Origin of the sequence: Terriglobus roseus (genome assembly GCF_900102185.1) — a bacterium.
Lineage (GTDB): Bacteria > Acidobacteriota > Terriglobia > Terriglobales > Acidobacteriaceae > Terriglobus > Terriglobus roseus_A.
Genome location: NZ_LT629690.1, coordinates 3,791,767 through 3,815,486, shown reverse-complemented (window position 1 = coordinate 3,815,486; position 23,720 = coordinate 3,791,767). Strand labels below are relative to the sequence as shown.

The 23,720-nt window shown below is 53.5% G+C and carries 14 protein-coding genes; 8 read left to right on the top strand and 6 right to left on the bottom strand.

Going from position 1 to position 23,720, the window contains the following annotated elements:
- Positions 1-60: 60 nt before the first annotated feature.
- On the bottom strand, positions 61-3,900 hold the full coding sequence (locus tag BLT38_RS15980; protein ID WP_172838309.1) for a TonB-dependent receptor: 3,840 nt from the start codon (positions 3,898-3,900) through the stop codon (positions 61-63).
- A gap of 368 nt (positions 3,901-4,268) precedes the next feature.
- Positions 4,269-5,438, bottom strand: a complete 1,170-nt coding sequence (locus BLT38_RS15975; protein WP_083346081.1) for a substrate-binding domain-containing protein — start codon at positions 5,436-5,438, stop codon at positions 4,269-4,271.
- 248 nt (positions 5,439-5,686) lie between these two features.
- Here BLT38_RS15975 and uxuA point away from each other — a divergent pair, with 248 nt between their 5' ends.
- Positions 5,687-6,889, top strand: a complete 1,203-nt coding sequence (gene uxuA, locus BLT38_RS15970; RefSeq protein ID WP_083346080.1) for a mannonate dehydratase — start codon at positions 5,687-5,689, stop codon at positions 6,887-6,889.
- Positions 6,890-6,895: 6 nt separating this feature from the next.
- Entirely contained in the window at positions 6,896-7,642 is a 747-nt protein-coding gene (locus BLT38_RS15965; protein WP_083346079.1) for an SDR family NAD(P)-dependent oxidoreductase, read from the top strand.
- Here the strand turns inward: BLT38_RS15965 and BLT38_RS15960 are convergent.
- The 3 genes from BLT38_RS15960 to BLT38_RS20810 all read right to left on the bottom strand — a co-directional run bounded on the left by BLT38_RS15960 (position 7,637) and on the right by BLT38_RS20810 (position 15,297).
- On the bottom strand, positions 7,637-8,554 hold the full coding sequence (locus BLT38_RS15960; protein WP_083346078.1) for an SMP-30/gluconolactonase/LRE family protein: 918 nt from the start codon (positions 8,552-8,554) through the stop codon (positions 7,637-7,639). The two genes, BLT38_RS15965 and BLT38_RS15960, sit on opposite strands and share 6 nt — an antisense overlap.
- Positions 8,533-11,748, bottom strand: a complete 3,216-nt coding sequence (locus BLT38_RS15955) for a hypothetical protein (RefSeq protein WP_083346077.1) — start codon at positions 11,746-11,748, stop codon at positions 8,533-8,535. The genes BLT38_RS15960 and BLT38_RS15955 overlap by 22 nt, the downstream gene beginning before the upstream one ends.
- A 273-nt stretch (positions 11,749-12,021) precedes the next feature.
- Positions 12,022-15,297 (bottom strand): hypothetical protein, encoded by a 3,276-nt coding sequence (locus BLT38_RS20810; protein ID WP_197674897.1) that lies wholly within the window; start codon positions 15,295-15,297, stop codon positions 12,022-12,024.
- A gap of 799 nt (positions 15,298-16,096) precedes the next feature.
- On the opposite strand from BLT38_RS20810, the gene BLT38_RS15945 reads away from it, so the two are divergent.
- The 5 genes from BLT38_RS15945 (at position 16,097) to BLT38_RS15925 (ending at position 20,331) form a co-directional block, all read left to right on the top strand.
- On the top strand, positions 16,097-17,665 hold the full coding sequence (locus BLT38_RS15945; protein ID WP_197674896.1) for an arylsulfatase: 1,569 nt from the start codon (positions 16,097-16,099) through the stop codon (positions 17,663-17,665).
- Between the two features lie 172 nt (positions 17,666-17,837).
- The gene (locus BLT38_RS15940) at positions 17,838-18,389 is read left to right on the top strand and encodes a YkvA family protein (RefSeq protein ID WP_156785162.1); all 552 of its coding nucleotides are present in this window, start codon (positions 17,838-17,840) and stop codon (positions 18,387-18,389) included.
- Positions 18,390-18,524: 135 nt separating this feature from the next.
- Positions 18,525-18,986 carry a YidH family protein gene (locus BLT38_RS15935; RefSeq protein ID WP_083346074.1) on the top strand — a complete coding sequence of 154 codons (462 nt, stop codon included), beginning with the start codon at positions 18,525-18,527 and terminating at the stop codon, positions 18,984-18,986.
- Positions 18,987-19,043: 57 nt separating this feature from the next.
- Positions 19,044-19,898, top strand: coding sequence for a bile acid:sodium symporter (locus tag BLT38_RS15930; protein ID WP_083346073.1), 855 nt, complete (start codon positions 19,044-19,046; stop codon positions 19,896-19,898).
- A 52-nt stretch (positions 19,899-19,950) separates the two neighbouring features.
- Positions 19,951-20,331: a DUF1622 domain-containing protein gene (locus BLT38_RS15925; RefSeq protein ID WP_083346072.1), complete on the top strand. Its 381-nt coding sequence runs from the start codon at positions 19,951-19,953 to the stop codon at positions 20,329-20,331.
- A 105-nt stretch (positions 20,332-20,436) separates the two neighbouring features.
- On the opposite strand, the gene BLT38_RS15920 is transcribed toward BLT38_RS15925, so the two are convergent.
- On the bottom strand, positions 20,437-21,846 hold the full coding sequence (locus tag BLT38_RS15920; protein WP_083346071.1) for a hypothetical protein: 1,410 nt from the start codon (positions 21,844-21,846) through the stop codon (positions 20,437-20,439).
- Positions 21,847-22,219: 373 nt separating this feature from the next.
- Here BLT38_RS15920 and BLT38_RS15915 point away from each other — a divergent pair, with 373 nt between their 5' ends.
- Positions 22,220-23,719, top strand: a complete 1,500-nt coding sequence (locus tag BLT38_RS15915) for a sulfatase (RefSeq protein WP_083346070.1) — start codon at positions 22,220-22,222, stop codon at positions 23,717-23,719.
- Position 23,720: the final 1 nt, after the last annotated feature.

Here is a 23,720-nt window from a genome sequence, read left to right as displayed (position 1 = left end):
CAGCGATCCGTTTTGCTGTGGAATCGCTGGCCAGAAACATATCTTCGTTGTTGTTTTGTTTTAGAAGGTGAACTCTCCACCTACGAGGATGACGCGAGACATGCCAGCGGTTTGTGATTGATTGAACTGCCCAAAGCTTGCCGTCGGGGTATGGGTCAGAGTACCCGTAACATTGGACGCTGTCGTTGAGCTCAGCAATGCGCGGTTAACGCCGTAATATACCGGGTGGTTGAACGCATTGATAAATGTGCTATTGATTCGCAGGTTATAGCGTCCGCCGAGCTGGAACCCCTTGCTGAAGCGCATATCGAACAATGCTTCGCGAGGAGACCGTGCACCGGCAAGTGTGCGAGGCGCGTTACCAAGTTCCGGTGCATTCAGCGATCCAGGAGCCTGGCAGCTTGTTGCAATGCCCGAGCCGTTCACTGTGCAGCCGAACGCGGCTGGGTTGAGGTAAGGAGTGAAGCTCGAATTCAGCGCGTTCTTCTTCCAGTTCTTGTTAAGTAAGGGAACACCAGGGACGATGTTGGGACGGAGGTAATACCCGGCGGGCAACGCACTTGCAGTACAGAATTTATTCGCCCCAGTCGCGTTGCAACCGTTTACTCCGCTCGGTGTCACAGAGACGAAGTTACCCACCGTGCCAAGTGAAATGGCGTTGGGAAGGCCATCCGCGTAGGTCGCAATTCCTGCGGTTGAGATATGTCCAATCAGGTTGTTCAGGAAGCCATTGTGCAGATCGATACTTTGTCCTGTGCCAATCGGCAGATCGTAGGTATAGCCAATCTTGAGTCGGCTAGCCTGATCGAAGCTGGCCACTGACCACTCGGCGTAAGGGTTATTGGGGTTTTGCGGAAGAACATAACCGAAGCCACCACCATTCGCACCGGTGTTGGTATCAGGGATGTTATCCAGCGTCTTCGACCATGTGTAGTTGGCGAGCACAGACAGTCCGTGTCCCAGGCGCTGGTTCACGCTCAGGTAAAGACCGTTGTACTCCATCGTTCCACCACGCGGATAAAGCTCGTTGATCGATTGGCTGAAGAAGTTCTGATACGGGTTGAGCAACTGCAGTCCGGTTTCGGAGACCAGTGCACCGTTCTGAGTAATGCCCCACGGGTTGGGTGCAGTAGCACCGAGGTTCTGGTGTGTCTGAATAGCGTTGGTTATTGTTGAAAGGGAAGGGACATTCAGCGCGCTGGAGTAACCACCGCCGCCGAATGCACCTGCGAGATGCGTTCCCTTGGAACCGTTGTAGGTGGCCTGTAGAACAGTGCGCGAGAAGGGTTGATACTGCAGTGTGAGTGACCACATCTGCGTATAAGGAACCTTGTTGGTTTGGTTGATGTAAACAGGCGTCAAACCTGTTGTGTACAGGATGGGGCCACGATTTCCATTGAGCGCCGTATAAGCGGAGGTAAGAGGACCAACCGGATTGGTGATGTAGTTGACCGTTGAGTTGGCTACCGTTCCGCCGGTCTGGCCGCCCACTGATTGCGAGGCAACATTGAAGTTGGGATCGGGAACATTCTCATAGCCAGTCAACGGGAGGCGCTGCAGCGTATAACCCGCGCGAACCGTTGTCTTTGGTGTGGGAGCGTAAGCGAAGCCAACACGCGGCTCAAAGCCTGCGTAATTGGTGGGCCAAAGCGTCTTGGGGTTGCCACAAGATCCAGAGAAGCAGAGCGCTGTTGAAGTCGTAAGGTTATTCAAAGTGCCCGGCATATTCAGACGAACATAGGCCTGGTTGTTGAACTTCTCCATTCTGGGCGTTTCAATTTCATAGCGAAGGCCTGCATTGATCGTCAGGTTAGGCAGTATGCGCCAGTCATCCTGGAAGTAGCCCGCATAGTAACGCCAGCGATAGTAGCCCGGTATTTCAACGGGCGTGTTCGAGAATGCAGAGATCGTGCCCAGAATAAAGGTGGCAAGTGGAGCGCCACCGGTAGAACCATTGTTTGTCTGGTTAGCCAGGAAATTGTAACGGCCGCCGGTGGCACCACCAAGGTCGTATTGGTTGGACTGCAGCCAGCGAACTTCTCCGCCGAACTGGAACTGATGAAGCCCATGTACCCAGGTGATATCGTCGCCCGCAATGAAATTCTGATCCACCTGAATCGCAGCGTTCGAAAGACCCATCTGCATGGTGTAACCAACACCATTTGCGTTTAGGTTTCCCAGGCTCGGAAAGCCATAACCGAAAGAGGCTGGCGTAAGGCCATAGGATGCAGCATAGTCTTTGCTGCGTGTGCTCGGTGGTGCGAGTCTCTGCTGATTCACGCGCATGAAGGAGTAGTGAAAGCTGTTGACCACATTGCTTGTGAGTGCGCGGGTATAGCCAAACGCGAGATCGTGCGTGGCTGCAGAGTCAGTGGGAACGATCGTGAGCGGATTGCTCGCGGCAACAGCAAAGAAGCGCTGTGCTCCGACTGGAACCACGGTGTAGCGAACAAAGAACTGATCATTTTTAAAGTGCTGATCAATGCGGATGGAGTAGCGGTTATCCGTGTTGATGACGCCACGCTTGTAAGTCGCGTTGGTACCGTCGTTTTGAGAAGTCGCCTGGGAGTTATCGAATTTGATATAGGGGCCAGGATTGGACGGCGTTGGAAACTGTGACAGAACATACCTGGCAAAAGGGTTCTGTGCCAGTTGTGCGGAAACGTCATTGTTTGGAATGGCCCTTATCTGAGAGGCGTCATAGGGACCATTTGGGAAACCATTCGCGTTGATGGTGGATTGGTAGTTGATGGCACCAATGCGCGGAGCTGCAAGCGCCGCCGCATAGCCGGAACTCTTCAGAACACTTTGATTGAGCAGCGTGAGAGAGTTATTGAGATGGCCTGCCAGTTCATCGGGTGTGGGGAAGATGCCGCGGAAACCGAAAGAGTTCTGCATGCGAGCTGGTTCCACACCGACATAGAAGAATGTCTTGTCTTTGAACGGATAGATCTTTGGAATGTATATCGGGCCGCCAACATAGAAGCCGTAGTAGTTCTCATGCAGCGCGCTTGGAGCTGTGTTGCCATCAGGGAATGCATTGAAATAAGGATCGGTGTGGCTGTAGGTAATTGCGCCGTGATACGCATTGGTCCCCGCGGCACTGCTCTGGACGATGACACCGCCGCCCGTTCTGCCATATTTGGCAGAAAGCCCAGTCGTAATAACGGTTGTTTCCTGCACCATGCGACCAGAGAGATTAACGCCGGTACGTGCGAGGCTGGGCTGCGTCACGTCGGAACCGTCAACCACGATGGAGCTGGTTCCCGGAGGCGCTCCACCTACAACGATGCCAGCGCCCGGCGTGACATAGCTTGTATAGGCATTGGGGTTTTCCGTCGAGATGCCACCCGGTTGAAGGGGATCGCCGACAACGCCGGGGACCAGCAGGGCAGCCTCGAGTGAGCTGCGTTCTGGATAGGGAAGATTCTCAACAATGGCGTGATCGACTGTGGTGGTTACATTCGATTCCGATTTGTTTAGCAAGTCGGAATCCGACGTCACCGTAACGACATCGGTTGCTGTTCCGACAGCCAGCTTGATATCGAGCGGTGTGGTGCCGACGGCTGATACATTGACGGACTGCTCCGATACACGCTGAAAGCCATCCTTCTCAACAGTGACGGTATAAAGCCCCGGATTCAACGACTGAATGCGAAACAACCCATTGCTGTTTGTGGTGGTTGTCTGCTTCACACCTGTGGACTGGCTGACAACCTCCACCTTCGCTCCGGGGACAAGTGCCCCCAGGTTGTCGGTCACGGAACCACCGACAGCACCTTGTCCAGTTTGTGCCGACGCGCTGACCGCGAACGCTAACAACGCAAGCGCTGTACCGCGACGGTACAAAGGAAATGACAGCGCTACATTTGCTGCCGAGCCGATGCGTAACCTTCTCATAAAATCTCGTTCTTCTTTCTTATCGTGTCGACTCATACGAATCAGCCTCCCAGGAAATTCAGCTATGACAACTGCCACGCGCACACGTACACTTCTGCGTTGTCTGAATCGAGCAGCTTTGTAGTTGTTCACAGAAAAGCATGTCAACGATGTCGCCGCGCTAAAGAGATCCTTTGCTTACGTATCGCAATGTGAAATAGAGACTCGAGGCAAAACAGAGCCCAGAGAGCCTTAAGAAGCAAGTATTTTCTATGCCCATATGGCTTTTATTAAAAGATCGCTCGACGCATTTCGGCGTGACGTCTTTTCGATATGCGTTGCATGATGCGAGACAGATTAACGCGGTCCAGACATGAGGGTGTCCACGCTTAGATCGACTCGGGCGATGATTTCATCCACGTATCGTTTGGGTAAATCTTGTCGACATTCTGCGGCGTAAGTAACTCATGTTGCACAAAAACGGCGGGGGCGACGGGTTTGTGTTTAAGCACATCAAGCGCTAATCGGATGAGTTGCTCGCCATAGGTTTCTGGAAAGTATGCCACCGAACAGATGAGACGACTTGACCGTCTCCGCAACTCTTCACGTGCCGCAAGACTTCCATCCTGGCCTGCAATGGCACAATTGCGTTCGATTCCCGCTTCTCGAAATGCCTGCAACGCTGCCAGAGCAGTGGAGTCATTCACGGCACCAATAAGAGCGCGTTCCGGTGCTCGACGGCGGATATGGCGCCGAACAACGTCCAGTGTCGCTTCGAATTGGCCACCCTTCGTGTCGTAGTGATGTGTTGGGATGCGATGCGCAGTGGGGCTCACTTCATGTATGCCATCGAGAACGCCAGAGAGTCGTGCATTCAATAGAGGTCCCGCGGCATCAACACCGAGAAGAATGATCTGTTCCGGGCCATTCTTCCAGTTCTTTGTAGCCCATTTCGCCAGATGACGGCCCGCCATGCGGCCAGCCTTATAGTTGTCCGCTCCAAAGTAGATGGCGCCTGGATGTGGGATGTCGATGGCGATGAACGGAATGCGGGCCGCCGCAAATTTCACTGCAATTTGCGCTGCAATGCCGACATTGATTTGCGAGTCAATGACGAGGTCGACTTTTTCCGATACGAAAGTATCCGCATTCTGCAACGCGACACGGGGGCTGAGGGCGTTGTTCAACACCAGAAGATCAATATTGGCGTTGTTAGCGGCGACAACGAGACCGTCGCTCACCGCTGCGGTGAAGGGCAGCAGGCTGGTCTGAGAGCCATAACCAATGCGGTAGCGCTTATTACGTGCAAGCTGCACACAGCAACGGTAGCCCTGCTTGCCAGCTCTTTCCAGAAGATGTGTTTCCACCAACGTTTCAAGCAAACGAAAGGTCGTTGCTTTATGCAGGCCAACCCGCGAAGCCACCACGCGTAGATCCAGCACCTCCGATGTGGATTGAAACGCATTGAGGATGGAAGCGGCCCGCACGACAGCCTGAATCGTGTATCCACGTTTCGGATTTGCTTCAGTCGTCCGTGAAGGTTTCGAGGGCAATTTCATGGGGGAACTCCGCGACAGGTGTGCTTTTTAGTAGCAATGTAGATGTTTCACAATGTAAAACGATCATCTCGTAGACGAACTTCTGTTTTCCGTAGTGTTCTGTGCGCCATAGCATCTTGAGGCTGATGGAGGGAACTCCTCAAAGCTCTTGAAACTCAGCACTGGAAACTTATCGCAAAGCACGTGTAGTAGGCAAAGTATGCGCTAGCCGGTCATGGAACGGAGGCTGCTCTGTCAGAAAGGTAAAGATGGTACTAGAGCAGACGTGGCGTTGGTTTGGTCCAGAGGATCGTGTCACATTGCGAGATGCACGCGAAGCCGGAGCAACGGGCATTGTGAACGCTCTGCATGAGATTCCGGTCGGCGAAGTATGGCCGATTGAAACGATTCGGAAGCGGCAAGAGATGGTTCGATTCTCCGGAATGGAATGGACGGTTGTTGAAAGTTTGGGTGTGACGGAGCGCATAAAAATGCGTGCACCCGGCTGGCAGAAGGATATGGAGAACTTCATTCAATCCATCCGCCATCTCGCCAAATGCGGTATCCGTACCATTGCCTACAACTGGATGCCGCTGTTCAGCTGGACGAGAACACATTTGCATGAGTCTGCACCGGGTGGAGGTTACACTACGCGGTTCGATGCGGTGGCATTTGCCGCATTTGATTTGTATATGTTGAAGCGCACCGGTGCTGATAAAGAATGGGGTGAAGATCTGAGCCGGGAAGCCTTCCGTTATTGCAAGGCTCTTTCTCTCGAACAAGCGGACGAGTTGCGCGCGACGATCCTCGATGGTCTACCCGGCGGCCATAAGAAGCTCACTCTCGAAGAGACGGCTGAAATGCTCCGCAGCTATGAAGGGATCACCGCGGATGAACTTCGCTCCTCACTAGGAGAGTTCTTGCGCACTGTTGCTCCAGTAGCGGAGGAATGTGGTGTGCGGTTGTGCATTCATCCAGACGATCCACCACGGCCTTTGCTGGGTCTGCCCAGAATCGTAAGCACTGCTGAAGACCTTCGTTGGATTCTTGAGCAATATGCAGGAGACGCAAACTCACTGACGTTCTGCACGGGCGCGCTTGGCGTGCGGGCTGATAACAAGCTGCGGGAGATGGTGACGGAGTTCGCACCACGCATAGGGTTCCTTCATTTGCGTTCCACGGAACGAGAGTCGCGAGCGAATTCGGATATCGAATCATTTTTCGAAGCGCCACACCTTGAAGGTGATGCTGACCTGATCAGCATCATCATCGAAGTGGTTCGAGAGAAGCACCGGCGCAACTCATGTGGAGATAGCCGCAGCCTACCTTACCGCGCGGATCATGGGCAGGAACTGCTGAACGACCGAGAGCGTGGAGCGGCTCCGGGATATCCGGCAGTGGGACGTTTGCGTGGTCTAGCAGAATTGCGCGGGGCCTTCATGATGGCTGAACGATGGATTACGGAAGGCTAAGCAGAGATGGATTTACAGAGCAAAAACGCATTGATCTTCGGTGGAGCTTCGGGCATCGGATGGGCCACGGCTAAGGCCCTGATGGCTCTTGGAGCAGAGGTTGCCATTGCGGATGTGCGCACGCCATCGGAAAGCAGTGGAGCGCAGTACATCCCATGCGATGTACGCGATGAGGTGCAGGTGAGCGAGGCCGTGCGGCGTGCAACGGAAAGCAGGCCTCTTGACTGGCTGGTATATAGCACTGGCATCCAGCAATATGGCTCCGTCGTCAGCACAACGGTAGAGGAGTATGACCTGGTGCAGGCGATCAACGCGCGCGGGGCTTTTCTGGCTTGTCGGGCGGCGATTCCTGCGATGCGTAACGGTGGCGCAATTGTGCTGGTGTCCTCTGTTCAGGCGTTGGCTTGTCAGGAAGGCGTAGCAGCTTATGCGGCCAGCAAAGGAACTCTTGAAGCCCTTACGCGTGCAATGGCTGTTGACCATGCGAAGGAGAACATTCGGGTGAATGCAGTATTGCCTGGGACCGTCGATACGCCGATGGTCCGTTCCTCAGCAGAGCGCTTTAGCGGAGTCGATGGATTGGAACAGACGCTGCAACAGTGGGGCGACGATCATCCGTTGGGCCGCGTAGCCCATGCCGATGAGATTGCAAACCTGATCACGTTTCTGTTGGGCGAGAAGGCTTCATTTATTACTGGAGCATCTTATCGCGCGGACGGTGGGTTGCTGGCACAGCTTGCTGTGCGCCTATAGAGCAAACGGCGTGACGGGTAAACCTCGCACGCCGCTTTCAAACGCGAAGAGGGACTTTACGGGCTCGATTTGCGACGTTGCGTTACTGGCGGTGGTGAAAACCAACGTCCCTTTGCCGTCAAAAGTGCATGTCGTGGGATTCGATACCTGCGTTTCGATGATCTTCGCAACACTGCCGTTTGGGCCTATGCGAACAATGCACGATCCGCCGTAGCGACAGTTCCAAAGATATCCTTCGGAATCCATCGTGGAGCCATCTGGAAGTCCACGGTCAAAATCGCGAAAGAAAACGTCGCAACCATCAAGGCTACTGTGTGCCGAATCAAAATGGCCGTGGTAGATTGTGTTCGCAAGTGTGTCGGCAAAATACATCGTCTTGCCATTAGGTGACCATGCAAGTGTATTGCTAATGCCAAATCCCAAGCGCCATTGCGTTATTTCGCCACTGGATGCGAGCGAATAAAGTGCACCCTTCCACTCTGTGACTTCCATCGTTGTGCCGTCGCTTCTCACATTGTTTTGCATGGTTCCGAACCAGAGAACACCAGCAGGATCAACACGCGCATCATTGCAACGGACATCGGGCCAATCAGGCAAGCGAAAAAGGATATCTGCTTCTCGATGCGTGCGAGTGTCCCAAAGAACAATTCTGCCGCCGAGAATGATAACGAGAAATTCAGCGCGATTGGTAAGGACGACTGCAGTGACTGGCTGATCGAAACGCCAGGTTTCTACACCACCGGTTTCGATTTCCAGTCGATGCAGCAAACCACGATTAATGTCAGTCCAGAAAACAGCATTTTGTTGTGGATGCCACACACAACCTTCGCCACAGATGTCACCGGTAGCGGCGAGGCAACGTATGTCGATGGTCGGTGTTGGATCGGTTATCAAAATCGAAACAGCCCCCATTGACCTGGATTGAGATTCGCTTCGCTTGGAATATCGGCTGTCATGGCGTCCACCTTATTGTGCCAATAGACACGGGCCTGCGCGCGCGTTCCATCGCTGAGCACAAAGCCTACATCCCCGCGGTATTGTCTGCCAGAAGTCGGGTCAAGACCAAGGAGAGACAACGGAACGGCAACTTGGTAGAAGCCTCCATCAGCAGTCAGAGTGACTTGATCACTCACGTCTTGCACATCGTCAAAGACAACTTCACTTACGGGCGAAGCGAAGCTGACTCGATGGCCCTGCTTGCTGGATTTCTGGTGATAAAGAACTGCGAGCAACTTGCCGTTGCGACGTGTCACGAAGAGACGCGCATCACCGCTTGTGGCGTGACGATCATCGCTTGGACCGGAGGCGCGCACCATCAGATCAAGCCCACCACCTTGTGTAAAGGCGAATGGGAATTCTGAGGCAGAGTTGCGCAGCAGATCTGCATAGTTAGTGCGATAAGCAACGATCAGATTCTTACCATCAGTGCCGAGCTGAAAGGATGCATTCTTGTCGATTGCTGCCCAGTCCTTCGCAGGCCATCTTTCTGCAGAAGCTTTCGTTGATGCCTCAACATGGTGAACCTTCACCTCAGCTTTTAGCTTTTCGCGCAAGACGGATTCTTCACGCAAGGGCGCAGCATCGGTAATCTCTTGCTGATTCACCGTGAGATAGCCAAGGTCCACACGCTCAATGGATGCAAGTCCGTCCAGGCGAACGATGGATGTGTGCCACTTTCCAACGGAAAGGTAAACGTTGCCGTCATCTTTCCCAAACATAAAGGGCCAGAACTGCTCAGCTTCAAAGCTGAGATTCGTGATCTCCATGTTGCGGGTTTGGCTGGGATAAGGCCAGAAGGGGGAGCTGCGCGTATCGCCACCGAGCGTGGCTACCAGCAGACCATCGACGGTGTAGATGTAAATCTCACCCATGTAGGAATAGCGTGCGACCAGGTACCCGGCTTGTCCTGCCGAAGGACGAACAGGATAGCCCAACATGCGTTTGGGATCTTGAATATCTCCGGCACCAGAAGGAGGCAGGGAAGAAGGACGTGTTGGTATGCGCCAGCGCAACTGACCATCTTTATAGCCGCTCATATCCGCGACGAACCATCCGTCAGGACTAAGTGCCACATCGCCGTTCGCCGGTGTCTTCGAGAGAAGTGCAAGCTCCGAAAGATCAAACGAAGGCACACCCGCTGCATCGACCGATGCTGTTGGCAGATGATACGGACCACCACTGATGACGGAGAGATCCGGTTGAAAGACTACTCCCGCTCCACCGTGCGTAGAGGGGCGGGAGAATTCGACTTCATCGGCTTGCACAGCATGATCATGATTGCGGTCTGTCCACACGAAGAACGTCTGGTTCGGATCACCTGCTGGCATTTTGTTGCGGATGTTGGGTTGATCGAGCGTTGTCCAATGATGCGGATTACCAACCGGCCCGACCCAACCCACGCTGGCGATAGGGCGGCAGACACCGTTTTCAAGAACCCAGAGATTGGTGACAGTTGTCTGGTTGTACCAATACGTGTTGTAAGAATCGGTGAAGTACTGGTGGCCTTTGTAATAGAAGGTTTGTGCGGGAGTAATGCCCCCGTGCGAACCCACCGGAATCATGTCATTGGGAAAGAAGATAGGTTTGGCTTCGTAGCCGCTGTAGCTGATGCTGTCGTGCAGCGGATCAGGAAAGCGATAGCGCACGGCTGCGAGTCGTTCTTTTCCGGTTGCAGGATCGATACGAAACTCAAGCAGGCCCATGCTGCCAGGGTTGCCGATTGAGGGATAGTAAGCGCGATAGAGATCATGCGGATCAGCCAAGCCCCCGCCACCATATTGGGTAGGCCCATACCACGCGTTGATGAATTGTCCTGTCTTGGCATCCCAACGGCTGATGCGTTTTGGAAGATAGTCCTCTTCCGCAACCCATAGCACTCCTTTGGAATCGATCGTCATACCCATAGGGTGCGCCATGCGCTGCTCATCATACGTTCCAATCTGAGGCCCACCCGGACGCCCAATCACCCGAGCCAGCTTGCCCGTTACAGCAGAGAACACCTTCACCTGATGGCTATGTCCCCAGTCAGTGACGTAGATCTCATGATCTTTTTCAACGATCTGCTTCGGTGACTCGAGCACGGATGCAGAAATCACTTTCTGCGGATCGGTGAGGCGAAGCGTATGCCAATCATTTTGCACTGCGAATCGCGTGATGGCCCCATCCGTGGTCACCAGCAAATGACCATCCTGCTCAAACGCTAAGGACCCCAACTTAGGAAGAGCTATCTTCGCAAACGATGGCTGTGCGCCGTGTCTGACATCGAACGCGACAATCTCATTGGCTGCGGGATTGGCAAGCAGCAAAAGGCCATTCTGCACGCCGAGCCCCACAAGTTCACGGAACGCATCGTGCATCTGAATTCCGCCAACAATCTTCTCCAGTGGCGTGAGCCCAGCTTTCGTAAGGATGAAGATCTGCAAACCACCCGGATCTGTCTTCCCAAAATCCCGGCTTGGATTGACGACATACACCGTGTACGCAATGTGATCTGGATTCCTCTGCGATCCATCATCACGCGCAAGTGCAATACCCCCGTTCCATCCGCGTATCTTGATGCCGTCCAGCTTGTGTCCATCAAGATCGGTCCACATGAGTGCATGACCGGCTTCAGCAGCCTGCGCGCCTAACAAAATCTGCGGCGACTTTGAGTGTGTGGGCCACTCACTTCCTTCGGGAAGAAACAGAGCGGATGCCGGTGCAGTATGGTCTGCAAGCCACGCGCCAGTGCCATCGGCCTTAGGCCAAGGAGGCGTCCCCGGAGAGTAGATGGAGTACTGCAGATGCGGCACAATTCGCTGATGGAATAAACCACGCACATGGTACCGCCCGGCATGAGCGACACCGTCCAGCGAACTTCCGTCCCATGTGATGAGGTTGTGCCCGGTATGTACAGGAATGTCTGGAGAAAGATTCTTGATGCGATTGCCCTTTTCGTCTTCCAGAACAATCGTCAACAAACCGTCCTGCTTCGACTCATAAGGAATCGAAATCCCATGAGGCTGCGCGCTTTTCTCTGGTTCCGTCTGTGTCTGTGCAGAAACATGTCCACACAACGTTAGAACGAAGCTACCTAAACTCAGAAACGCTGCGAAAGGACGGTACATACAAGGAACTATAGGAGTACTGAGTCGCGATGGGCGAATCGCGAAACTCTATCTCCTGCGCGTTTCATTTTCGACATGTCACGATTCGCTTTTCGCCGCACAATCACGCGCAATTTCCTGATCAATATGGACGAAACGGCACCAATTCGACGAGTTTCTGTTGAAAGCATCGCCATAGGGCCCTCATCAGGCGTTTCATCATGCGATACAAAAGCTTAGCCGTCCTCGGGATCCCTATCTGTTGGTCGGAGTCCCGAGGACGGCCAGTGTGAACTACGGAGTAGTAATGGACACGTTGTCGAAGGTTGCCGTGCCCAGTTGGGAGTTCGTACGGCTGCTGACTACAAGCCCAATGTAAGCACTGCTCGCCATCGTTACCGTGACGGTGCCTTGCTGTGTCCAGGTCACGCCGTCAGCCGAGTAGTATCCCGTGAAGGTACTGCCATTGCGAACAAGGCGAACCCAATAGGGAGCCACAAGACCGCTGGTTCTGCTGCCGCCTGCACTGCCGTTGGTGGTGGTGCGGTAGACCCACGTGACGCCGTTTGACGGTGTGAGATTCATGTTCACCATTGCCGCACCAGATGCGAGAGTCTCCCGAATCATCACGCCTGCCTGCGCGCCACTGTTGGTGTTCGTCATGCTGGCAACGCGGGCAGTAATCGTGTAGTTCGTGCCTGCTGTCTGGTAGGCATAGTTGAACTGGTCTGAAGTGCCGCTGATGCTGGTCCCGGAGCCGTTCACTGTGAATGTGCCGTTGCTATAGCTGGCGCTTCCCGCAAGGCTCACACTGCCTACGTCCTGATCCGCCCAACCCGTTGGCAGACCACCTGTGGTTGCGTTGACGATCAAAGTCACAGTAGCTGAATGCGACAGGCTGCCACTCGCACCAGTGATTGTCAGTGTGTAGGTTCCAATTGGTGTTGTGCTGGCTGTGGCGATTGTGAGCGTCGAACTTCCTGAAGTCGTGATGGACGCAGGGTTAAAGTTTGACGTCGCTCCAGTCGGTAATCCGCTTACGGTCAGATTGACAGCACCGGTGAAGCCGTTCACTGCACCAATCGTTGTTGTGTAGCTGGCGCTATTTCCTTGCGCCACCGTCTGTGAAGCTGGCGTTGCTGCAATGCTGTAGTCCGGCGTCGGTACTACCAGCGTCACCGTGGCCGAATGCGACAGGCTGCCACTCGTGCCGGTGATGGTCAGTGTGTACGATCCTGTCGGAGTGGTCGTTGCAGTTGAGACCGTAAGTGCCGAATTTCCGGAGCTGGAAACTGACGACGGACTGAAGCTGGCCATTGCTCCGGTAGGCAATCCACTTACAGTCAGATTGACTGTTCCAGAGTAGCCACTAATAGCCCCAACCGACGCAGTGTACGTGGCGCTATTTCCCGGGGTTACTGTCTGCGAACTTGGGCTTGCCGAAACACTGAAGTCGGGGGGCCCTGAAACAACCAGCATCACGGTGGTTGTGTGAGACAGAGTACTGGTAGCTCCTGTGATAGTGAGTGTGTATGTTCCCGCGGGCGTAGTTGATGCGGTCGTTATTGCCAGCGTCGAGCTTCCTGAGGTGTTGATCGACGCAGGATTAAAGCTCGCCGTAGCTCCAGTGGGCAAACCGCTTACGCTCAGATTGACCGTATCGTTGAACCCGCTCAGATCGCTAACAGTCGTTGTATAGGTTGTGCTGCCACCCTGAGCCACAGTCTGCGAATTCGGCGTCGCTGCAATACTGAAGTCCGGCGTCGGCACCACAGTCATTCTGTGAATCACAATGGAGTTGTTGTTGTAATTATCCTTGCTGACCAGGTATTGGCCATTGTTTGTTTTGTAGGCTCGAATGCCATACATCGAGTCAACATCATTGCCTACTGCCACATTCGGATCTGCGCTGGTCATCGTGAGATCGTTGGCGCCCGTCGTCAGGTTATAGGCATCAATGTCAGGCACAGTGTGGACGTACGAAATGAAGAGATAGTTTCCGGCCGCCGCCCGGCCCTTGGGGTTTTGGCCAGTCTTCAGGTTGATGACCGGATTAGGCGTGGTGGTGTTACCTGCCAACCAGCCGTGGTACACCTCAACGCGGCTCCCAAGCGATGTCCAGTCAGTAGAGTTCGCACTCATCAGTACCATCGTGTCTGTGGACGGGATGTACTCAATGCCGCCCAGCGGGGCGATAGTTGATGGAATCGGTGTCGTTGTCGGTGTTCCATAAATTGGCACGCCATTTGAGTCGAAACCCGTCAGCGGATAATGTGTGATCGCATTCGTCTTATCCAATCCAACCCATATGTCTCCGTTCGTATCAAGGCAGAACCCATTCCGGACGCGAGCAGTCGTATTGAAATAGTTTGTATAACCCACCGGGCTGGTCTGGCCTGGCAAAGTCCCAAAAGGTACCGACGCGTATTGGTTCGTGGGGAAATATGAGAACAGGAAGATGTCCGGGTTTTGCCCGGCCGCTGCAAGGATGCGATGACCGTCGACACTGGTCATAAGGCCAAAATCGAAGCCACGGCTGTTATTGGTGATGTCGACGCGCGGATCTGTTGGATAGTCGATCGTATCAACGCTGTTGCCTGCGTAGCCAGCTGCTCCTGTGCCGGAGAAAACATCCTGGCCGCTGTATAGGTAAGCGCCATCTGTACCGGGATCGAAGGCACCGTTGCCTTCAAAGTTCAAACCTTGCAGGGTGTACTGCAGCACACCGGAGCTGTTGTAGGCATGAATATCTGTCTTACCGTTTCTTCCCAGATCCCAGGTTCCACCCCAGGGGTTATTGAGCACGTATAGATTGCCAGTGTTGTCCTTTCCAATGCCAACGATGCGCGTGAAACGCTTGCTTCCAGTCTGACCTTTGTTTCCTGTCGTGGAATCCAGGTACCCACCTTGCACACCGAAAGATCCCACAAGAGCCGGTGTGGTCGAGAGGTTTCCATAAATCTGAATGTTCATGTTGGGGCCCTGATCGCCAACCATCAATTGGTTGTTGGCCGCGTCATAATACAAAGCTGAGGGACGTGCACTGGACCCCACGTTGATTGTGCTCAGCGCAGTTCCCGACGCTGAAAATTCCTGAACAGTGCCCTCGTTCATCTGTGCGACCCATATGTTGCCCGATCCATCGATCGCGATCGCTCCAGGGTCTGTAAGGCTCCAGTCTGATTGCCATACGCCTGCGGTTGTGTAGCAACGTACAAGGTTGTCAGGATGATCGCTGACGTAAACAAGCGTGCCTGTGTCTGCGATTCCAGTAATGACATCTGCACGCCGTTCCGTTAAGTCGGTACTCGCGGACCACGTCAGATCGCGCGCGCCAGTGCTGCGGTTGTAGCGCCCGATATAACCGCTGCCGCCCAGACTTGTATTGAACTGCAATGCGGAGAAAAGATGTGTGGCATCGCCGCTAATGGCACCGCCTTGCGCTTCTCCGTGCGCGCCAATGGTGTTTGTCTTCTGCCCATTTTGATAGACGTTGATGCTGCCTTGGCTTTCATCCCACATGGACGCGGTATAGATCACGCCCTCTGGCGCAACCCACATGGAACGCATCGCGTTCCCAACGTAAGTAGGAGTTGTCGAATACGTGTTTCCAACCCATGTCGTCGTATAACTTATTTGTGCATTGCTTATCGACGCGCTTATAAGCAGCAGGAAGATCCAGCAAATACTGAGCGACAACCAACCTCGTTTTGAAAACATAGAATCTCCTAAGCCTTCTGGCACATGGTCAGGAGGCTTTCACGTGGGGGATAGGTAAAGTCCACGAGCCTTTTAGTTCTCAATGCGAAGTGGTGTCAACGCGCATGCGTAAGGTAAATATGCCGGTGCCTGGCGTTTCATTTTGGGCTTAAGGGCTTGGCTTTTTCTTCATGTCACGATGCGAGAAATTGCTAGTAATTACGTGAGATTGTTGTGCCATAGCCGCCCAAACTTACAAGAACAACCTCAATGGCGAAATGTCATTTCGTTTCATCTGGTAATACTCCGGCAAGCGGCGCATCATCGCCTGCAACCTCTGTACTAGCCACAATGGCTGTCTAGGATGTGGATGCAATCTCAAGCTTTTATGCCTCCGTGGATAGAGACTTTAAGCTCATGATCCCATTGCGCAGAAGATCGGCACAAACCTCAATCTGTGTTTTCTGACAGGTCGTTCTGTCGTTTCTGACAGGCCACGCTGTCTGCTTTTGACAGTTCCACCCGGCTGGAAATCCAAACTAATCTCCGATCACAGCTGCCCCGAATAGGGCCCAGCGATGTGTGTTAGATGCGTTCACGAACAATCCTCGTTCCGTGGGGACATAGGGTGTCGTGCCCAAGTGACTCGATCATCACAGGAGAGAAATCAATGCCTAACTCGAAGAAGAAACCCAACATTATTTTTCTGATCACGGATGATACCGGGTGGGGAGACCTGGGCGCGTACTGTGGCGGCGAAGGAAGGGGAATGGCTACGCCCAACTTCGATCGCCTTGCAGACGAAGGCATGACCTTCTATTCCTTCTATGGCCAACCCAGCTGCACACCTGGCCGAGCAGCCATCAATACCGGACGTATCCCAAACCGCAGCGGTATGACAACCGTCGCGTTTCAGGGGCAAGGTGGAGGACTGCCTGCCGCAGAATGGACGGTCGCATCTGTTCTAAAGACTGCCGGTTATAAGACCTTCTTTACCGGCAAGTGGCATCTCGGTGAAGACGACTACGCCTTACCGAACGCGCAGGGCTTTGACGAGATGCGGTATTGCGGTCTGTATCACCTGAACGCATATACCTACGCAGACCCCACCTGGTTCCCGGACATGCCTGAGAAGTTGCGCGATATGTTCGCAAAGGTCACCAAGGGCGCTCTGTCAGGCAAAGCAGGTGAGAAGGCGAAGGAAGACTTCAAGGTCAACGGGCAATATGTCGACACTCCTGAAAAAGGAGTTGTTGGAATTCCGTTCTTCGATGGCTATGTCGAAAAGGCAGCCCTTGAATATCTTGATGCCAACGGCAAGGGCGACACACCGTTCTACATGAGCGTTAATTTCATGAAGGTGCATCAGCCGAACCTGCCACATCCTGACTACATCGGAAAGTCAGCATCCAAGAGCAAGTTCGCTGACTCAATCGTGGAACTGGATTCACGCATCGGACGCATCATGGACAAGGTACGCGCCCTCGGAATCCAGGACAACACTTACATCTTCTGGACGACCGACAATGGTGCGTGGCAGGACGTCTATCCGGATGCAGGTTACACACCGTTCCGTGGAACTAAGGGCACTGTTCGCGAAGGCGGAGCTCGTGTTCCCGCAATCATCACTGGACCCGGAATCAAGGCTGGAAGCAAAAATCATGACATCCTGGGCAGCCTCGACTTCATGGCTACATGTGCTTCTCTCGCTGGCGTGAAACTCCCCGAGAATGATCGCGAAGGCAAACCCATCATCTTCGACAGCCATGACATGTCGCCGGTTCTTTTCGGTAAAGGCAAGTCGGACCGCATCGCATGGTTCTACTTCACCGAGAATGAGCTGAGTCCCGGAGCCGCACGCGTTGCCAACTACAAAGCAGTGTTTAACCTGAGGGGCGATAACGGAATGCCCACCGGTGGACTCGCTGTGGACAGCAACCTTGGCTGGAAGGGAGCCGAGAGTTACGTTGCAACCGTGCCGCAGATCTTCGATCTGTGGCAGGACCCCCAGGAACGTTACGACATCTTTATGAATAACTACACGGAGCGTACCTGGACGCTTGTTGCCATCAACGAAGCCATCGAGAAGTTGATGCAAACCTACGTGAAGTATCCGCCGCGCAAGATACAGAGCGAAGTGTACACGGGCCCAATTACGATCACGCAATACGAGAAAGTTGCTCATGTTCGAGAGCAACTGGGCAAGAGTGGCGTTAGCATGCCTGCGGTCAACTGGTAACTCATTGGTCATTCTTCCCGGGTGTGTTCGTTGCACCCGGGAAGAATGTGTCTTCTGACAATCGACCTATCTGGAATCAACACGCTTTAAATTCGCCGACCAAATGGCCGCACACCTTAGTCGAGGCAATCTAGCGAGTACACGCAACTAATTACCCTCGTGAGGGATTTCGTTGAACTCAATCTTTTCAGTGCCAGATGAAGCCGTCAGCCCTCTGCCTCTTCCGTACGTTTCGGAACTGGCCATGGATTATGTGATTGAGGAACGATGTGTCCCGACATCGGACTCGGTAAGATACAACTCCTCAGACCTTGAGCAGATTCTCAATCGCGACAGTAGTTCAATGCGCCTTAAGCTGGCTGCCGTAGCCAACAAGTCATTGGGGATGACCTTAGGTCTGCTTCACGACGTGATTTTTGTGTATCGACTGATGCGCCATCCCAACACTCCCTGGCCAGCAAAGGCATTGCTATCCGTCCCTGTAATGTACCTTTGCTCGCCAATTCAAGTGTTCCCCTCGTTCATCCCGATACTGGGACAAGTAGATGATGTGTTTGTAATTTGGGTAGCGAAGAAGCTTGCAACGAAATTCGTCGATGTGGAAACCCGCCGAGAATGTCGAGCAGCAGCAACAGAAGCGAAGCTGCCTCAATGGTTACGGATGCCAGAAGACAATACGAACCGAACGGGGCCCTCAAGAATCTGCGGCTTAGATCCCACCTAGTAAGCCATCTTGAAACGCCTATTGGATAAGCGCGTGTATTGAAGTGTGTCGCGTATATGCGTCACCCGTTGGAAGCGATATGGCCGTGGCTATCGATGCCGTTCCAAACTTCAGAGACAGGAGACCGAAACCGCGATGGCAGACCAGATCACATCTCACGACGACCATTCCAAGATCAACACGGAATTGGCAGCGCGACGAACGGGGCTTTCGTTTCAACGAACACGAATGAGTGCCGATCGCACGTTGATGTCTGTCGTGCGTACCTCACTGTCTCTGATTGGTTTTGGTTTCACGATCTATCAGTTTTTTGGAAAGTTAAAGAATGACCTGGTCTTCTCACATGACAAAGCACCACGTAATTTCGGCCTCAGCCTCGTGTTTCTCGGCGTCGGAATGCTGATCGTGGGTATCGTGTACCACTCTCAATTTATGCTGCAGCTTCGCAAAGAACGAGACAGCCTTACTTCAGCAGAGCTTATTCATGGAGAGAGTGGGTTCCCAGTATCGTTCACTCTGATTATCGCGACACTTCTACTGATCTTAGGAAGCACGGCGATCATAAGCATGACGTTCCACATCGGCCCATTCAGCTGAGGCAAATTCACATGCATTGGGCCACGACAGAAGCACACTTCCCAGGAGTTGGAACAAATGAAGATTGCCGAGCTAATTCCAATAGCAATCGCGGTTAGCATCTTTCTGACAGTATTGGCCCTCGGCCTGGATTCAAGTTTTGAAGATGCAATCTGGCTATTCCGAAAGCCTGTCCTCTTAGTCAAATCGATCGTTTCTTTAAACGTCATCATGGTCTTGCTAGCCGTCGCAGCGGACAAACTGTTTCATCTCAATGTCGTTGTTGCAACTGCGATTGTCGCTATCGCAATCTCGCCGGTTCCTCCATTTTTCCCTAAGAAAGAAGTTAAAGTCGGAGGCACCAATCCCTATGCGATTTCGCTTCTGGTGGCAGCCGCATTGTGTTCGATTGTTCTGATCCCTGGGTGGATCAAAGTACTTGCCCTGGTTTTCGGTTTCGAGGCAAACCTGGCGTTCAGCAAAATCATCTCTGTGGTATTCATTAAGATTTTGCTTCCGCTCGTTCTTGGCATTCTTCTTCATCGTCTTGCGCCGGATCTCGCTGATCGATCTGCCAGCACCGTATCTCGTATCGCGATGATCTTATTGGTAATCGCAGTTCTGCCAATCCTGTTCACCAGCCTGGGACCTATGTGGAAAATGATAGGCAATGGCGTACTGATAACAGTTTTTCTCTTTGCCTTAGTTGGTCTCGGGGTGGGGCATTTGTTGGGCGGACCGGACCCTAACGACCGTAGTGTATTGGCCCTTGCGACGAGCAGTCGGCATCCCGGATTGGCGGTTGCGATAGCGTCGCTAAACTTCCCCGATCGCAAAGGTCCGGTCTTGCTGGTGGTGCTATTCCATCTCATCGTCGGAATGATTGTTGCTATTCCATACATTCAATGGCGAAAGAGGATGCATAACGAGTGAGGCGTCCGCAACGGATGGGACATATAAAGCGCAGATCTATGAGGCACAAAGCATGGAAGAGACCGTGGCAGGCATCACCAAATTTGCGATCTTATTTATTAATAGTGTCGCAACGCTATTTCTATTGATCGGAATAATACAAGTCTTGATCAACGGACTACGCGTGATGCTTACTTCGTCTTCGTCTAATCATCAAAAGCGCGAGGTCTGGCTACAGTTTTCACGATGGCTAATCGCCGGCCTTTCGATTCAGCTTGCAGCGGACATTCTTGAGACTTCTATCGCGCCTAGCTGGGAAGAGATTGGCAAGCTTGGTGCGATCGCCGTAATTAGAACCTTCCTCAATTACTTCCTCGATAGTGATATGCGTGAGACACGCGAGCGGGACGCCAGAAGCAAAGAGAGAACGGAGCAAATGGAGGCCGCCTCATAGTTGTGCCGCATTCGTCCACTCACGCGACTCAAGTCCCAGGAACGACAGTTCAAAGCGTTCCATGCCTCACGTTGTGCTGCACTAATCTGCCAACTTGCCTTTAGATCATCTGTAGTGAACCAGCAAAACTTCTGCCTTTGGGGAGCTGGCTCCAATGACGCGAGTCTCGAACAGCACTTCAAAAGGGCGCAGTGAGCCATCGCGATTGCGTGCCTGTTTGAGAATCGGTTCCATGGAAAGCCGGTCTGTAGCGAAGTCAGCGGTCGCCTGTGTCGCGCCCATGTTGCCTCCGCGAAAGATTAGGACATGACCATGGCCGTCCAGACTAGGGAGGAATGACAGGATGCTGTGGTTTACATAGCCTCCCTCCGCATGGAATCCGCTGGAATATTTACTGGCTTCTCCGGTCTTAGGAGTCTTGTTGATGACGACACGTGCGTCTAATTGGGAACCATGAAACTCGCCAGGGATTTCGAGACGAAAATCAGAGGTTGGTTCATAAAGATCGCCCCAGGGATTTGCCCGCGGGCCACCGACGATGATGGCATTCGCATCGGAGAGATCGTCCATATGCACATCCTGTGCAGAGCGCACACGCGGTCGGGTTGAAGCAAACTGGGGCTGCTCAGCGATATCAAGCAGACTATGGATATCGGCTGTACTGGTTAAGTTTTTGAAGCGATCAATCCCAAAGGGCACGTCGGGGAAACGCTTCGCGAATGCAGTGGCTATAGCGGATGTATCCCCGAAGGCATATTCATGGAGTCCGATCCGAGCCCCGGTGATGTCTTGCAGTACTCCTAAGCCACTGTCGGCCAATACGACCATATTGGAGCGGCCCGGCGTGAGCACCTCATTCCAAAACTCTGTGTAGGCATCCGGGTGGAACGCGACCCATGCCCGCCTGCCAGCATATCCAGCTGCAATCAGTAGAAGCACGGCAACAGCGACTACGGCCCAGGCTTTCCTGTCTCGCCACAACGGGGCTCGGCCGGTTGGTTGATCTTCGGAAATGTGTGCCGTTATGTTCGGCAAAGCCGGCGGAATCTCCGACAGGGCTACGGTCGGGAGCCGGCTGTTCTGAACAGGAAGAGTCTGCGGTTCGAAATGGGGTATGTAGCTACCACGAGGAATGACAATGCGCAGGGCTTCATCGCGACCTTCTTCGGCGTAAAAGTCATCCAGTCGCAAACGAAGAATGCGTGCATAGTTGCGCACAATGTTGTCGTCGCCAGGGTTGTACGCTGCAGGACGCCCAAAGGCATGGGTGCCGATCTGCTGTTCTGTAATTTCGGTGATTCGCCCCTGCAGTTTCTTCTCGCACACATAACGAAGAAAATTTGAAAGCAACGCTGATTTGGCGAATCCGTGACTGTTGATGATGCGGAGGACAGCCTGCCACTCTGGCGAGTCTATGTGCGACTCATTGCGAAGGTGATTCGCCTCCGCAAGCCGGGGGCGTTGGGTGGGGAGAATGCTTGCGGCGGACTCTACAACGCGTTTTTCTTCAGCCATGTGTTTGAAGCCAGATAAGTTTGTTTGCTATGCTGCAAAGCACATGAGCACTTTGCTGCCCATCTACGACAGTTGTTTGGCCCATCCCTTTGCGGCCACCTGTTGTTGCCTGCGCTAAACCCCTCTCCTGAAAAAGTGTGTCGTGGTGACGAGAATCGCCGTAATGTGCGATTGATCCGTTGGTCGAACATCGTACGTTGCCGCAGATGCCAAACGCAATCCGTACTTTACACGGTGTAAAGCACCCCTTCATAACCTCGATAAATAGCTCTATTTTCGCGATTTAGTGCGAATACACCGTGTTTTCACCTTTGCAGCGTGGACACAGAGGGCGAATGCTTCGGGGGTTCGTAAGACCAGTGGAGATATTGCATTGAACCGAAGAAAATTCCTGACCCATGCCGGATCGCTTGCCGCTGTAGCGGCTGTCACTCGTGGATCGGGCGCGTCTCCTCTCAAGAAGCGACGGCCCAATGTGTTGTTGTTGATGTCCGATCAGCACAACCGCCGGGTTATGGGTTGTAGCGGCGATCGCGTAGCGCATACCCCCAACCTGGATGTTCTTGCTGCGACGGGTAGCCGCTTTACCCAGGCCTACTGCACCAACCCTGTCTGCACGCCATCGCGAGCGTCTCTGATGACCGGGCTCTACAGCCATCACAACGAAGCGCAGAACAATATGACCCCGTATGCGCCTGAACACAAGACCATAGCGCACCATTTTGCCGCGGCTGGTTACATGACCGGGCTTGTCGGGAAAATGCATTGGGTGGACGCGCAAACCCATGGCTTTGACTACCATCTGGGCTTCAACGATTGGTTCCAGCATTTGGGACCAAAGACGCAGTTGTATGCGGACGAGCTTGGACGGCCAAACTCAGGCTCAGGGCTGCCGGAGATCGACGACCTGTGGCGCGAAGACGGTGACCCCTGGAAAGGGCATCGCACGCTTGACTCGCGGAAGGGATCGGTTGCTGTTGGTGAAATTTCGTTGATGCCCGAGGAGGACCACTTTGAGTCGTTTGTGGCCCGGGAGTCCAACCGCTTCCTGAAGCGGTTTGGCAATGCGGACCAACCATTCTTCCTGGTGTCCTCATTCCTCAAGCCACACGATCCGTTTATGCCTGCTAAGCGTTTTGCGGATATGTTCCATTGGCAGGACATGGAGTTACCTCCGAGTTGGGGGAAGGCAAACCTCGCAACGTTGCCCCAGGAAGTACAAAAGACAATCGGCTTCGATGCTCCCACGCCGGAGTTGCACGACCCCGTGGAGGCGAAGAAGCGGTTGGCTTTCTACTACGCAAATCTTGCCCAAATGGATGACGCACTGGGGCAGGTGATGGCCACGCTGCGAAGCCTGAATCTGGAGAACGACACCATCGTCTGCTACACATCTGACCACGGCGACATGCTGGGTGAGTTGGGGCTCTGGGCGAAGTTTGAGTTCTATGAAGGCTCCTGCGGCATCCCGCTGCTTTTGCGTGTCCCCGGGCAGAAGGCAAATACGGTGGCAGAGCCAATAAGCCAGGTGAACCTGTGCAGCACGTTTACTGATCTTGCAGGCGTGCCACTGTTGCAGCCAAATGATGGGCGCAGTATGCGTCCGCTATTGGATGGAAAGGCCCACGCATTTGGCCCTGTGTATGCCGAATACGCTCTTGGCGGGAAGCAGCCGAAGACCATGATTCGCGAAGGCGACTGGAAGTACACGCTTTGGGAGAATGACATCCCCGAACTTTACAACCTCAAGACCGATCCGCAGGAGTTGCATAACGTTGCGGCACTCCCTGAGAACGCAGCACGATGTGCGGCCATGAAGGCACAGATCCGCACATGGCAAAAACTGCCATCACCACAGCACGTACGCGTTTAAG

What these genes read in the sequence shown, in the direction of transcription:
- BLT38_RS15955 (WP_083346077.1), bottom strand. Translation starts at nt 11,748, where the DNA reads ATGTACCGTCCTTTCGCAGCGTTTCTGAGTTTAGGTAGCTTCGTTCTA.
- BLT38_RS15980 (WP_172838309.1), bottom strand. Translation starts at nt 3,900, where the DNA reads ATGAGAAGGTTACGCATCGGCTCGGCAGCAAATGTAGCGCTGTCATTT.
- BLT38_RS15960 (WP_083346078.1), bottom strand. Translation starts at nt 8,554, where the DNA reads ATGGGGGCTGTTTCGATTTTGATAACCGATCCAACACCGACCATCGAC.
- BLT38_RS15945 (WP_197674896.1), top strand. Translation starts at nt 16,097, where the DNA reads ATGCCTAACTCGAAGAAGAAACCCAACATTATTTTTCTGATCACGGAT.
- BLT38_RS15920 (WP_083346071.1), bottom strand. Translation starts at nt 21,846, where the DNA reads ATGGCTGAAGAAAAACGCGTTGTAGAGTCCGCCGCAAGCATTCTCCCC.
- BLT38_RS15975 (WP_083346081.1), bottom strand. Translation starts at nt 5,438, where the DNA reads ATGAAATTGCCCTCGAAACCTTCACGGACGACTGAAGCAAATCCGAAA.
- BLT38_RS15925 (WP_083346072.1), top strand. Translation starts at nt 19,951, where the DNA reads ATGGAAGAGACCGTGGCAGGCATCACCAAATTTGCGATCTTATTTATT.
- BLT38_RS15965 (WP_083346079.1), top strand. Translation starts at nt 6,896, where the DNA reads ATGGATTTACAGAGCAAAAACGCATTGATCTTCGGTGGAGCTTCGGGC.
- uxuA (WP_083346080.1), top strand. Translation starts at nt 5,687, where the DNA reads ATGGTACTAGAGCAGACGTGGCGTTGGTTTGGTCCAGAGGATCGTGTC.
- BLT38_RS15935 (WP_083346074.1), top strand. Translation starts at nt 18,525, where the DNA reads ATGGCAGACCAGATCACATCTCACGACGACCATTCCAAGATCAACACG.
- BLT38_RS20810 (WP_197674897.1), bottom strand. Translation starts at nt 15,297, where the DNA reads ATGCGTTCCATGTGGGTTGCGCCAGAGGGCGTGATCTATACCGCGTCC.
- BLT38_RS15930 (WP_083346073.1), top strand. Translation starts at nt 19,044, where the DNA reads ATGAAGATTGCCGAGCTAATTCCAATAGCAATCGCGGTTAGCATCTTT.